Here is a 12788-nt window from a genome sequence, read left to right as displayed (position 1 = left end):
ACGCGATGACGACCATCGGCGAGCGGGCTGAGCAACTGTTGGCGGCACGCACTCCGTTCGTACGCGCTACGGTGGTGCGCGCTCAACAGCCGACCTCGGCGCATGCCGGCGATGAAGCGATTCTGTTGGCGGACGGCACCATTGAAGGCTTTGTCGGCGGCCAGTGCGCGCAGAACTCCGTTCGCAAGGCCGGATTGGGCGCGCTGCAGGCGGGCGAGAGTGTGTTGCTGCGCGTGCTTCCCGACGGTGATGTGCATTTTCCCGAAGCGCCGGGCGCCTGCGTGGTGGTCAACCCGTGCCTGTCCGGTGGCTCGCTGGAGATTTTCCTGACCCCACAGCTGCCGCCCCCGCTGATCCGGGTTTGCGGAGACACGCCGATCGCCGACGCGCTCGTCCAACTCTGCCAAGTGCTCGGGTACGACGCCCGTCGAGAAATCGAAGGTGTGACAGACCTGTCCGATACCGCCGCGGTGGTGATCGCAAGCCACGGCGGTCCGGAGGCCGAAATCGTCCGCACCGCACTGGACAACGGCGTCGGCTACATCGGTCTGGTGGCCAGCACGGTTCGCGGCGCCGCGATCTTGAACGAGCTCGAACTCGGCGAACCCGAACGAGCCCGGATCCACAGCCCCGTCGGATTACCCATCGGCGCCAAGACTCCCGCCGAGATCGCCGTGTCGATTGCCGCCGAGCTCATCGCCGCAATGCGCGACGGTACCCTGACGCGGGTGAGCGTCCCGAACGGCACCGCCCAGACCGAGGCGGTCGATCCGGTCTGCGGCATGACGGTGCCGATCGGACCAGCCACCGAGCACCTGCAACTGGCGGGGACGGACTACTGGTTCTGCTGCCCACGATGTCGCAGCGCATTTTCCGCGGAACACGGCGGCGCATGACCGCGTCTCACGTCACCGGTATCGTGCTCGCCGCCGGCGGATCCCGCAGGCTGGGCAGGCCCAAACAGCTGCTGCCCTACGGAGACACGACTTTGCTAGGGGCCAGCTTGGGGGTTGCCCGCGACGCCGGATTCGACCAGCTCATCGTCACCCTCGGTGGTGCCGCCGACGCGGTGCGGCAGACGGTGTCACTGGACGGCACCCAGGTGGTGACGGTCGACGATTTCGGCACCGGCTGTTCGTCCTCGTTGGTCGCCGCGCTGGCCCGGGTGGCTCCGGACTCCACCGGAATCGTGCTGCTGCTCGGTGATCAGCCCGGCGTCGATCCGGCCACCATACGTCGAGTGATCCGCGAGGCGCCGACCTCAGACCTACTGGTCTGCCGTTACGCCGACGGTATCGGCCATCCATTCTGGTTCAGCCGCAACATCTTTGGTGACCTGGCCCGGTTGCATGGCGACAAGGGAGTCTGGAAGCTCCTGCATTCGGGGCAGCATCAGGTACGCGAGATTTCGGTGGCTGGGCCTGCGCCGCTCGACGTCGACACCTGGGAGGACTACCACCGACTACTGGAATCGGTGCCGTCATGACGTCGGCGGTGTTCGCCAGTCCCGACGACGTCGTGGCTCAATTCGATGCCCAGGATTACCTCCTCGACCCGGGGACCGCATCGGCGATCTATCTGGCCGTGACGCTGGGCCGGCCGTTGCTGCTGGAGGGCGAGCCGGGTGTGGGCAAGACGACAGCAGCGAAAACCCTTGCCGCGGTGCTGAACACGATTATCGTTCGGCTGCAATGCTATGAGGGGTTGAGCGCGCACGAGGCGCTCTACGACTGGAACTACCAACGGCAGTTGCTGTCCATCCGGTTGGCCGAGGCGCGGGGTACCGGCATCGAGGAAGCCGATCTCTACACCGAAGCCTATCTGGTGGATCGGCCCATCCTGCACTGCGTGCGGCACCCCGGACCCACGCCTCCCGTCTTGCTGATCGATGAAATCGACCGCGCTGATGACGAATTCGAAGCCCTGCTGCTGGAGTTCCTCGGTGAGTCCACGGTGACCGTGCCAGAGCTGGGCACCTTTGTCGCCGAGCGTCCGCCGATCGCGGTGCTCACCTCCAACCGCAGCCGCGATCTGCACGATGCGCTGCGTCGGCGCTGCCTGTATCACTGGATCGACTATCCGGAACCGGATCGAGCGGCCGCGATCGTGCGGCGCACCGTACCCGGCGCGACCGCCCCGTTGATCGAGAGCGCGACCCAGTTCGTCCGGCGGGCACGTGATCTCGACCTGGACAAGCCACCCGGGGTGGCCGAGACCATCGACTGGGTCGCCGCCCTGGTGGCACTCGGCGTTGCCGACCTCGTCGACGACTCCGCCGTCATGACCCTGGGCGCGCTCGCCAAGACGCCCGACGACCGCACGCTGATCCGCGATGCGTTCAGTGAATATCCGCACCTGAGAGGACCCGCAGCATGAAGATCGCCAACCAGTTCACCGTCAGCGCACCGATCGACCAAGCCTGGGATGTGCTGTGCGACTTAGAACAGGTGATCCCGTTGATGCCGGGGGCCCAGCTGATCGGCCATGAGGGCGAGGACTATCTCGGCAAGGTCAAAGTCAAGGTCGGGCCGGTGACAAGTGAATTCAGCGGGAAAGTCCGGTTCGTCGAGCAGGACCGTGATCGGCATCGCGCGGTCATCGACGGCAAGGGCAAAGAAGCCCGCGGCACGGGCAACGCGGCTGCCACGGTCACTGCGCAGCTGCAGGAGGACGGCGGGCGCACCAACGTGGTCGTCGACACCGACTTGAAGATCGTCGGCAAGCTGGCCCAGTTCGGCAGCGGCATGCTGCAGCAGGTTTCGGAGAAATTGCTGGGGCAGTTCGTGGAATCCCTGGAGGCCAAGCTGGCCGCCGAAAAGGACGGTGCGCCAGGGGTTCCCGAGTCGGCGGCGGAGGAACCGATTCCGGCGCGCCTGGCGAGCCCGGCCGCGGGCACCCAGCAGCCGCCCGCCGCCGAGCCTGAACCCATCGATCTGCTGCAGCTGGCCGGTGGCGACCAGCTCAAGAAGTACGCCGGCCCGGCGCTGGCCGCGCTGGTCGCGCTGGTGCTGATCTGGGTGCTGCTGCGGCGGCGTTAGCGGCCCGTGGACACCCCATTGCTGTTGCGGGGCGTCGACCGGGCGGCGCTCGCGGCGGCTCTGGTGGCGCGGCTGCGCGATGCAGGGGTATCGGTGTCCGCCAGCGGTCCGGGCGGCTTCGTGCTGGCGTTGCGCACGCTGGCGCCGGACAACACCTCCGCGCTGTACTGGGCGGCACGGTTGACCCTGGTGAATCGGATGGAGGATCTCGCGGCCTTCGACACGGTGTTCGCCGCTGTGTTCGGATTGGAAGACCTCGGCGACACCCGACGTGCCGATGCACAGTTGCCATTGCCGGGTCCGAAAACGCCGGCGGCCGGCACGCTGCGGCCGAGCGGCGGCGGATCGGGTTCGACCCGGCAGCTGCCCTGGGTGACGCGCAGTGTGGCCGCCGCCGACAGTTGCGGCGAATCGAGTGTGCAGGTGCCGGATGTGTTGCCCAGCCGGATTGAGGCGCTGGCGGACCAGCCGTTCGAGCGGTTCGATGCCGAAGACCTCCGCCTGCTCGGCACCTGGCTGGAAGCGACCGTCGCGCGCTGGCCGCGCCGGCGCAGTCTGCGATTCGAGCCGAGTGCCGCGGGTAAGCGGATCGATCTGCGCGCCACCATCAATGCGTCGCGGGAGACCGGCTGGGAGTCGATGGTCTTGGCACGAACCCGGCCGCGCCGTCGGCCCAGACCGGTCGTCCTGGTCTGCGACGTCAGCCGCTCGATGCAACCCTATGCCGCGGTGTATCTGCATTTGATGCGGGCGGTGTTGCGGCAGAGCGGAACTCGGCCCGAGGTATTTGCATTCTCGACATCGTTGACGCGCCTCACCTCGGTGCTCTCGCACCGCTCGGCCGAGGTCGCGCTGCAGCGGGCCAACGCCAAAGTCAGCGACCGCTACGGTGGCACGTCGATCGGCCGCAGTGTGGCCGGGCTGCTATCCCCGCCGCATGGGAACGCGTTGCGCGGCGCCGTGGTGATCATCGCCTCGGACGGCTGGGACAGCGATCCGCCCGAGGCGCTGGCGCGCGCGATGGAGCGACTGCGTCGTCGCGCCGAGTTGCTGGTGTGGCTGAATCCTCGTGCGGCGCATAGTGACTTCCAGCCGCTCGCCGGGTCGATGGCCGCGGCCCTGCCCTACTGCGACCTGTTTCTTCCCGCGCATTCGCTGACCGCGATACGCCAGCTGCTCCTTGCATTGAGCGACCGCTAACTAGCTCCGCGCCCATCAGCGTTCGGAGTGCGCTCCCGGCGTTCAGTGTGTGCTCCCGGCGGCGACACGCCGGGCGAGGTCGCCGTGAGTGCACCCGCAGATCCCTGAACGCACGGCACCGCCGTCACCGGTCCATTGGGCGGACCAATCGAGTGAAAGCGGGCCACGCAGTCGCGAGGCTGGTGTCATCGAAGTTCGCTCAACCAATGGACCGTCGAGCACAGCATGGCCGGCCATTAGAACGCGTCCGGGCCAAATATGTTGTGCTGCAACGGTCCGCAACACAATGAAGGACACGCCATGACATCGCCAAGCAAGCAGCACCCGGTAGTCTTCATCCACGGCCTGTGGATCCACTCCTCGGCCTGGCAGCCGTGGGTCGATCTGTTCGAGCGGCACGGCTACTCGGCGTCCGCGCCGGGCTGGCCCGGTGACAGCGCGACGGTGCTGGAGACGCGCAAAAACGCTGCGGCGCTCAACAACATCGGGATCCCCGAGATCGTCGACCACTACGCGAACCTGATCCGCTGCTACCGGCAGCGACCGATCGTCGTCGGGCATTCCTTTGGAGGTCTGATCGCGCAGCTGCTGCTCGACTCGGGCCTCGCCGTGGCCGCGGCCGGCATCGACCCGGCGCCCATCAAGGGCGTCAAGGTGGTGCCGCTGGCCCAGGTGCGATCGGGCTTCCCGATTCTGGGCCACCCGAGCACCAAGCGTGGTTCGGTGTCGTTGAACCCCAAGCAGTTCCACTACGCCTTCGGTAACACGTTGAGCCGGGAGGAATCCGACGCACTGCACGCCTCGCTCAGCATTCCGGGGCCGGGGCTGCCGCTGTTCCAGGGCGCATCCGCCAACTTCTCCAGCAACTCACCGGCCAAGGTCGACGTGCTCAATACCAACCGCGGCCCCCTGTTGCTGACGTCCGGAACCGACGACCACACCGTTCCACTCAAGGTCACCCGGGCAGCGTATCGGCTGTACCGGAAAGGCCAGTCGGACACCGAGTTCCACCTCTTCCGCGGCCGCGGACACTCGCTGACCATCGACCACGGCTGGAAAGAGGTTGCCGACGTCGTCCTGCAATGGCTCGCCCGAAAAGGGCTGTGACGCGGGTATCCTGCGCAGATGCGGCTGAGCGCAGAGGAATCCGGCGAGCAGCGCACGGTCAGTGACCGGTTGCTGATGATCATGGACGCCGTCGCCACGTCTCCCGGCGAGGTCGGTCTGTCCGAGTTGGTCAGACTGACCGGCATGAAGAAGGCGACCGTGCACCGGCTGGCCACCGACCTGGTGGCCCACCGGATGCTCGAGCGGGGACCCTACGGATACCGGTTGGGACTGCGTCTGTTCGAACTCGGTGCGCACGTTCCCGCATCACGGCGGCTGCGGACCTGTGCGCGACCGTTCATGACCGACTTGGTGACGGCCACCGGCGAGACCGTGCATCTCGGCGTCCTCGACGGCGCCGAGGTGCTCTGCATCGAGAAGCTCACCGGTCGGCGCAGCGCCCCGTCGTCCACGTCCATCGGGTCGTGGCTGCCGGCGTACTGCACGGCGCTGGGCAAGGTGTTGCTGGCCTTTAGCCATGACTCCGTCGTCGAACCGGCCCTGGCCGAACCGTTGGCGAAGAACACCGGTACCACGATCACCGACTGCGGGCAGTTCCTACGTGAGCTGGCCAGGATCAGGGAGGCCGGCGTGGCCTACGACCGCGAGGAATGGGCCGCCGGGACCGTGTGTGTTGCGGCGCCGATCGTCGTCGAAAGCTACGTCGGACGCGACGGGCACCGCGCAGTAGCCGGCCTGTCGGTCACTGGACCGGCGGACCGTTTGCAGCCCGCCCGGGTGGCCTCGGCGGTGCGGACCGCGGCCCTGACCATCAGCCGTTGCCTCGGCCTTCCGCAACTACGGTAAGTGCTCCCCGGCCGGCGCCGCTGTGCGCAGTCAAACCCCCGGCGGCACAGCCACATTGCGGGTGGTGTCCTTGAGGGCAACACCCGAGCGGCCGAGTTGGCGGGCACCGGCGACCAACGCGGCGGCGACGGCCGCGGCCGCGTCGTAGTCCAGGCCGTCGGGGGGATGGATGTTGGAGATGCAGTTGCGGTCGGCGTCGGTGCACCCCGGCGCCGGCCGGTGGGTCAGATAAATGCCCAAACTGTCGGCGAACGACAACCCGGGGCGTTCCCCGATCAGCACGAGAACCGTTGCGACGCCGAGCGCTTGGCCAATGTGATCGCCCAGCGCGACACGCGCCTGCGTGGCGATGACCGGCGGTGCGATGCGATAGCGGCCGTCGAATTGGCGAACCAGCGCATCGATCGTTCCCGTGGCATGCTCGGCCACCGCCCGGGGCGACAGACCGTCAGCCAGCACGAAACCGATGTCCGCGTTGGTCGTTGGCAACCCCGACAGGTCCGCCGGACTGCGGCCCAAGTCGGGCCGGCGCAAGTACTCGCTGCGCGAGGTTGCCCTGCTGGACACCCGCAGCGGCTCGTCGACACCAATTTCATGCAGCCGCTCGACGAGGCCGTCGACGTCGAGTGGATCGTGCACGGCGTCGCGTGCGGCGGCATGGGCGGCCTGAAATTCCAGCACCCGCCGCGTGGGCAGCGAGTTACCGGCCCGCCCCAGCCCGATACGCGCTTGAGTGGTCGCCCGCAGTGGCGCCCAAATATCGTGGCCCGACGGCAGATTCGGGGCGTTCATCGGCCGGCCGCCAGTGCCCGCAGCGGCGATGTCGCCAGGTCGACGGGCAGGATCCGGCCGTCCGCGTCGGCCATGCCCAGGCCGGCCAGCCAGGTTTCGAATTCGGGTGCGGGCCGCAGCCCCAACGCCTTTCGCGCATACAAAACGTCGTGGAAGGACAGGCTCTGGTACCCGAGCATGATGTCGTCGGCGCCGGGAACGGCGATGACGAATGCGGTGCCCGCCGCTCCCAACAGGGTGAGCAACGTGTCCATGTCGTCCTGGTCAGCCTCGGCGTGGTTGGTGTAGCAGACGTCGACGCCCATCGGCAGCCCGAGCAGCTTCCCGCAGAAGTTGTCCTCCAGCCCGGCGCGGATGATCTGCTTGCCGTCATAGAGATACTCCGGGCCGATGAATCCGACCACCGTGTCGATCAGCAACGGCTCCAGCGCCCGGGCTAGCCCGTAGGCTCGCGCCTCTAACGTCTGCTGGTCGACCGGCTGGTTTCCCACCCCGAGGTGGGCGCCTGCTGACAGCGCCGCACCCTGACCCGTTTCCAGGTACATCACGTTGTCGCCGACGGTGCCGCGGCGCAGCGATCGGGCGGCCGCGTTCGCCTCCTGCAGCATCGCGACGCAGGTGCCGAACGCGGCGTTGGCCCCCTCGGTGCCGGCGATCGACTGGAACACCAGGTCGACGGGCGCGCCGCGGTCGATCAATTCCATCGTGGTGGTGACATGGCACAACACACACGATTGGGTGGGAATCGCGAACCGTTGACGAACGTCGTCGAGCAGGTGCAGCAGCTCGGCGGCCGCCTGCGGCGAATCGGTCGCCGGATTGATACCGATCACCGCGTCGCCACAGCCCATCAGCAGACCGTCGAGCATCGCCGCGGCGATGCCGCGCGGGTCGTCGGTGGGGTGGTTGGGCTGCAGCCGGGTGGCCAGCGTGCCCCGCCGCCCGATGGTGGTGCGGAACGCGGCCGTCGCCGTCGCAGCGGCGGCAACCAGGATCAGGTCCTGGTTGCGCATGATCTTTGACACCGCGGCAACCATTTCCGGTGTGAGACCGGGCGAGATCGCGGCAATCCGGGCCGCGCCGTCGTCGCGGGAGGCCGCGTCCAACAGCCAGTCGCGCAGACCGCCCACCGTCAGGTGCGCGATCGCGCCGAAGGCCGCGCGGTCGTGGCCGTCGATGATCAGCCGGGTGACCTCGTCGGTCTCATACGGCACGACCATCTCGTCGAGAAACGTCGGCAGCGGGATGTCGGCCAGTACCCACGCCGCCGCGGCGCGCTCGGCGTCGGATTCGGCGGCGCACCCGGCGAGCTGGTCCCCGGAGCGCAGCGGCGTGGCCTTGGCCAGCACGTCGACCAGTCCGGTAAACGAATGCGTGGTGCCCGCAATGGTTTGCCGGTAGCGCATATTTCAGTATGAGGTGGACGTCAACTTGGCCAACGGTTGGCCGCCCCGGCGTCGCGTCTGCCGCCACGGTGACGACATGCCGCCCCGGGCCGCCCGGGGCACACCCTCACGTCCGCAACTGCACACGCGGAGCCTCAACAACCATGAGGCAGGATCGGCAGGTATGGATCAGCTATGGGCCAACCGGGCGGCCAGCGCCGAAGCCGCTGTTGCCCAACGGCACCTGAAACGACTCTGGGGGTTGCCCGGCACGCAGCTCGGCGTGGTGGCCTGGCCGCCGACCCGGCGCGACCGGCTCTTCGGCACCTGGCACTACTGGTGGCAGGCGCACCTGCTGGACTGCCTGGTCGACGCGCAGCTGCGTGACCCGCAGCCGCGACGGCACGTCAGTATCAACCGTCAGGTCCGATCCCACCGGCTGCGCAACAACTTTCGCTGGACCAACAGCTACTACGACGACATGGCGTGGCTGGCCATCGCGCTGGAGCGGGCCGCCCGGCTAGCCGGCGTCGAGCGCAGCCGTGCCCTGCCCAAACTCGCCGACCAGTTCGTCAAGGCCTGGGTGCCCGAGGACGGTGGGGGCATCCCGTGGCGCAAAGAGGACCAGTTCTTCAACGCGCCGGCCAATGGACCCGCCGGAATCTTTTTGGCGCGCTACGGGGATCACCTCAAGCGCGCCGAGCAAATGGGCGATTGGATCGACCGCACACTAATCGACCCGCAGACCCATCTGGTGTTCGACGGGATCAAGTCCGGCTCTCTAGTCCGTGCCCAGTACACCTACTGTCAGGGCGTCGTGCTGGGGCTGGAAACCGAGCTCGCCGCCCGCACCGGCGCCGAGGTCCGGGGCCGGCACGCCGCACGGGTGCACCGCCTGGTCGCCGCCGTCAACGAACAGATGGCGCCGGCGGGTGTGCTGAAAGGATCCGGCGGCGGTGATGGCGGGCTGTTCGCCGGCATCACCGCCCGTTACCTCGCGCTGGTGGCCACCGCACTACCGGGTGACTCCGCCGAAGACGCCGTCGCCCGCGACACCGCGCGCTCGATCGTGCTCGCGTCGGCGAATTCCGCGTGGGAGTACCGGCAGACCGTCGACGGACTGCCGGTGTTCGGCGCGTTCTGGGATCGCGACGCCGGGGTGCCGACGGCCGCTGGCGCGCAGGCGCAGTTCGTCGAGGGCGCGGTGAATGCGTCGGAGATTCCGGAGCGGGATCTGTCGGTCCAACTGTCGGGGTGGATGCTGATGGAGGCCGCAGGTAAGGTCACCGCCGAATCCTCGCCGCAGAACAGGAGCACGCCGTGAGCAAAGTCCACCCCGACGCGCAGTCGGCTCTTGGAGACCTGCTGAAGGACGGAATCACCATCGCCGCAGGGGGTTTCGGGCTTTGCGGGATACCCGAGAACTTGATCCAGGCGCTGGTGGACAGCGGCGTCAAGGACCTGACGATCGTCGGAAACAACGCCGGGGTCGACGATTTCGGCATGGGTTTGTTGCTGAAGGGGCGACAGGTCAAGAAAGTCATTGCCTCCTACGTAGGAGAAAACAAGGAATTCGAGCGCCAGGTGCTCGCCGGCGAGCTGGACCTGGTGCTGACCCCGCAAGGCACGCTGGCCGAGAAGCTACGCGCCGGCGGCGCAGGGATTCCGGGCTTCTACACCCGCACCGCGTTCGGCACCCAACTCGCCGAAGGCAAGGACATGCGGGTTTTCGACGGCACCGAATACGTGCTGGAGGAAGGCATTCAGGCCGACGTCGCGATCGTCAAGGCCTGGAAGGGTGACAAGGCGGGCAACCTGATCTATCGGAAGACCGCGCGCAACTTCAACCCCATGATCGCGACCTGCGGCACGGTGACCATCGCCGAGGTGGAAGAACTGGTCGAGGTCGGCGAGCTGGATCCCGACCAGATCCACACCCCCGGCATCTACGTCGACCGCATCATTGAGGGGCCCGGCTACCAGAAGCGGATCGAATTCCGCACCACCAGCGGCGGTGCCGCGGCCAAGAAGGACAGCCCCATCCGCGAACTGATGGCCCAACGCGCCGCCAAGGAGCTGCGCGACGGCTACTACGTGAACCTGGGTATCGGTATTCCGACACTGGTGGCCAATTACATCCCCGACGACATCAACGTCACTCTGCAATCGGAGAACGGCCTGCTCGGCATCGGCGCCTATCCGGCCGAGGACGAGGTCGATCCCGACCTGGTCAACGCCGGCAAGCAGACCATCACCACGCTCAAGGGCTCGAGCTTCTTCAGCAGCGCCGACTCGTTCGCGATGATCCGCGGCGGCCACATCGACCTGTCCATCCTCGGCGGCCTCGAGGTAGCCGAGAACGGCGACCTGGCCAACTGGATGGTCCCGGGCCGGATGGTCAAGGGCCCCGGCGGCGCGATGGACCTGGTGTCGGGTGTGAAGCGGGTAATCGTCGTGATGGATCACACCGCCAAGGACGGTAGCCCGAAGATCCTCAAGCAATGCACGCTGCCGCTGACCGGCAAAGGCGTCGTCGACATGATCATCACCGACCTGTGCGTTTTCGACGTCGACCCGCAACGCGGGCTGACCCTCTCCGAACTGCACCCGGGAGTGACGGTCGCCGACGTCCGCGCCAAGACCGGCTGCGATTTCGTCGTGGCAACCCCGCCCGGCGCCTAGCGGCGTCGCGCCAGGTATCCCCGGGTCGCCGCGATCAGCGCCGGCAGCAGCGACACGAACAGGATGACCAGGATGATCTTTTCCAGGTTCTGGTGCACGAACGGCACGTTGCCCAGGAAGTAGCCGGCCACCGTCACGCCGCCGCCCCACAGCACACCGCCGACGATGTCGAAGCCCAGAAACAGCGGGTAACGCATGTAGGACACCCCGGCGACCACCGGTGTGAACGTCCGCACGAACGGCATGAAGCGGGCGAGGATGATCGCGACCGGTCCGTATTTCTCGAAAAACGCGTGCGAATCGGTCACGTAGTGCTGCTTGAAAAAGCGGGAATCTTCCTTCTTGAACAGCGCCGGACCGATCCGGCGGCCGATGAAATACCCGGTCTGATCGCCCAGCACCGCGACCACGGCCACCGCCGGGGCCAGCACCCAGATGTTGAGCGTTCCGTGCGCGGCCAGCAGGCCACCGGTGAACAGCAAAGACTCGCCGGGCAGCAGGGGAAACAGCAGACCGGTCTCGACGAAGACGATGACCAGGATGGTCGGCAGCACCGCGGAGGCGAACAAGCCTTCGGGCCCAATCCAGAACATCGGATCGATGATGTCGGGCATTACAACCACTCAGCCGTCACGGCGGTGCTCATGACGACCCAACATACCGGGGATACGGGGGGCTGCCCGCCGCGCACGCCGAGTTGCGATACTAAGCCGACTCAGTCTTCAGGAGGAACGTCATGCCCATCGCAACCCCCGAGGTCTACGCCGAGATGCTGGCACGCGCCAAGCAGAACGCCTACGCGTTCCCGGCGATCAACTGCACCTCGTCGGAGACCGTCAACGCCGCGATCAAGGGCTTCGCCGACGCCGGCAGCGACGGCATCATTCAGTTCTCCACCGGCGGCGCGGAGTTTGCTTCCGGCCTGGGCATCAAGGACATGGTGACCGGCGCCGTCGCGTTGGCCAAGTTCACCCGCAGCATCGCGGCCAAGTACCCAATCAATGTCGCGCTGCACACCGACCACTGTCCGAAGGACAAACTGGACACCTACGTCCGCCCGCTGCTGGAAATCTCGGCTCAGCGCGTCGCGGCGGGCAAGGACCCACTGTTCCAGTCGCACATGTGGGACGGCTCGGCGGTGCCGCTCGATGAGAACCTCGTCATCGCCAAGGAGCTGCTCAAGGCGGCGGCCGCGGCCAAGATCATCCTGGAGATCGAGATCGGCGTGGTCGGCGGCGAGGAGGACGGCGTCGCCAACGAGATCAACGACAAGCTCTACACCACTCCCGAGGACTTCGAGCAGACGATCGAGGCCCTCGGCGCCGGTGAGCATGGCAAGTACCTGCTGGCCGCGACCTTCGGCAATGTGCACGGCGTGTACAAGCCCGGCAACGTCAAGTTGCGGCCCGACATCCTGGATGAGGGCCAGAAGGTGGCGTCGGCCAAACTGGGTCTGCCCGACGGGTCGAAGCCGTTCGACTTCGTCTTCCATGGCGGGTCGGGTTCGCTGAAGTCGGAGATCGAGGAGGCGTTGCGCTACGGCGTGGTGAAGATGAACGTCGACACCGATACCCAGTACGCGTTCACCCGCCCGATCGCCGCCCACATGTTCACCAACTACGACGGCGTGCTCAAGGTCGACGGTGAGGTGGGCAACAAGAAGGTCTACGACCCGCGCAGCTACCTCAAGAAGGCCGAGGCGTCGATGACCGAGCGCGTGATCGAGGCGTGCAACGACCTGCACTGCGCAGGAAAGTCGCTCGGCACCTAGCCTTCT

Annotated in this window: 12 protein-coding genes and 1 pseudogene; 10 read left to right on the top strand and 3 right to left on the bottom strand. The window is 67.1% G+C overall.

Features of this window, described 5'->3' with window-relative positions; genetic code table 11:
• Positions 1-5: 5 nt before the first annotated feature.
• The 7 genes and pseudogenes from G6N33_RS09415 to G6N33_RS09385 form a co-directional block, all read left to right on the top strand.
• A pseudogene (locus tag G6N33_RS09415) lies at positions 6-716 on the top strand (XdhC family protein); the annotation flags it as partial.
• Between the two features lie 176 nt (positions 717-892).
• On the top strand, positions 893-1486 hold the full coding sequence (locus tag G6N33_RS09410) for a nucleotidyltransferase family protein (RefSeq protein WP_044509575.1): 594 nt from the start codon (positions 893-895) through the stop codon (positions 1484-1486).
• Entirely contained in the window at positions 1483-2376 is an 894-nt protein-coding gene (locus G6N33_RS09405; RefSeq protein WP_044509576.1) for an AAA family ATPase, read from the top strand. Before G6N33_RS09410 ends, G6N33_RS09405 begins: the two co-directional genes overlap by 4 nt.
• The gene (locus tag G6N33_RS09400; protein ID WP_044509577.1) at positions 2373-3038 is read left to right on the top strand and encodes an SRPBCC family protein; all 666 of its coding nucleotides are present in this window, start codon (positions 2373-2375) and stop codon (positions 3036-3038) included. The genes G6N33_RS09405 and G6N33_RS09400 overlap by 4 nt, the downstream gene beginning before the upstream one ends.
• 6 nt (positions 3039-3044) lie before the next feature.
• Positions 3045-4238, top strand: a complete 1194-nt coding sequence (locus tag G6N33_RS09395; RefSeq protein WP_044509578.1) for a vWA domain-containing protein — start codon at positions 3045-3047, stop codon at positions 4236-4238.
• Positions 4239-4538: 300 nt separating this feature from the next.
• Positions 4539-5345: an alpha/beta hydrolase gene (locus G6N33_RS09390; RefSeq protein ID WP_044509579.1), complete on the top strand. Its 807-nt coding sequence runs from the start codon at positions 4539-4541 to the stop codon at positions 5343-5345.
• Positions 5346-5363: 18 nt separating this feature from the next.
• Positions 5364-6152 carry an IclR family transcriptional regulator gene (locus G6N33_RS09385; RefSeq protein ID WP_044509580.1) on the top strand — a complete coding sequence of 263 codons (789 nt, stop codon included), beginning with the start codon at positions 5364-5366 and terminating at the stop codon, positions 6150-6152.
• Positions 6153-6182: 30 nt separating this feature from the next.
• Here G6N33_RS09385 and eutC read toward each other — a convergent pair whose 3' ends face one another.
• Complete coding sequence (eutC, locus tag G6N33_RS09380) at positions 6183-6944, bottom strand: ethanolamine ammonia-lyase subunit EutC (protein ID WP_101528425.1); 762 nt, start codon at positions 6942-6944, stop codon at positions 6183-6185.
• A complete protein-coding gene (locus G6N33_RS09375) occupies positions 6941-8350 on the bottom strand; it encodes an ethanolamine ammonia-lyase subunit EutB (protein WP_044509582.1) in 1410 nt (469 codons plus the stop codon). The genes eutC and G6N33_RS09375 overlap by 4 nt, the downstream gene beginning before the upstream one ends.
• A 163-nt stretch (positions 8351-8513) precedes the next feature.
• Between G6N33_RS09375 and G6N33_RS09370 the strand changes: the two genes are divergently transcribed.
• Together G6N33_RS09370 and G6N33_RS27725 are read left to right on the top strand one after the other, a co-directional pair.
• Positions 8514-9653 (top strand): glycoside hydrolase family 76 protein, encoded by a 1140-nt coding sequence (locus tag G6N33_RS09370; RefSeq protein ID WP_044509583.1) that lies wholly within the window; start codon positions 8514-8516, stop codon positions 9651-9653.
• Positions 9650-11011 (top strand): 3-oxoacid CoA-transferase, encoded by a 1362-nt coding sequence (locus G6N33_RS27725; RefSeq protein ID WP_101528424.1) that lies wholly within the window; start codon positions 9650-9652, stop codon positions 11009-11011. Before G6N33_RS09370 ends, G6N33_RS27725 begins: the two co-directional genes overlap by 4 nt.
• On the opposite strand, the gene G6N33_RS09360 is transcribed toward G6N33_RS27725, so the two are convergent.
• Positions 11008-11625: a DedA family protein gene (locus G6N33_RS09360; protein WP_044509584.1), complete on the bottom strand. Its 618-nt coding sequence runs from the start codon at positions 11623-11625 to the stop codon at positions 11008-11010. The genes G6N33_RS27725 and G6N33_RS09360 overlap by 4 nt on opposite strands.
• A gap of 122 nt (positions 11626-11747) precedes the next feature.
• Between G6N33_RS09360 and fbaA the strand changes: the two genes are divergently transcribed.
• Positions 11748-12782 carry a class II fructose-bisphosphate aldolase gene (gene fbaA, locus G6N33_RS09355; protein WP_044509585.1) on the top strand — a complete coding sequence of 345 codons (1035 nt, stop codon included), beginning with the start codon at positions 11748-11750 and terminating at the stop codon, positions 12780-12782.
• The last annotated feature ends 6 nt before the right edge of the window (positions 12783-12788 follow it).

This window comes from Mycobacterium simiae (genome assembly GCF_010727605.1).
GTDB lineage: Bacteria > Actinomycetota > Actinomycetes > Mycobacteriales > Mycobacteriaceae > Mycobacterium > Mycobacterium simiae.
Note: the sequence above shows the minus strand (reverse complement) of the source record. Positions and strands in the feature narration are given on the sequence as shown.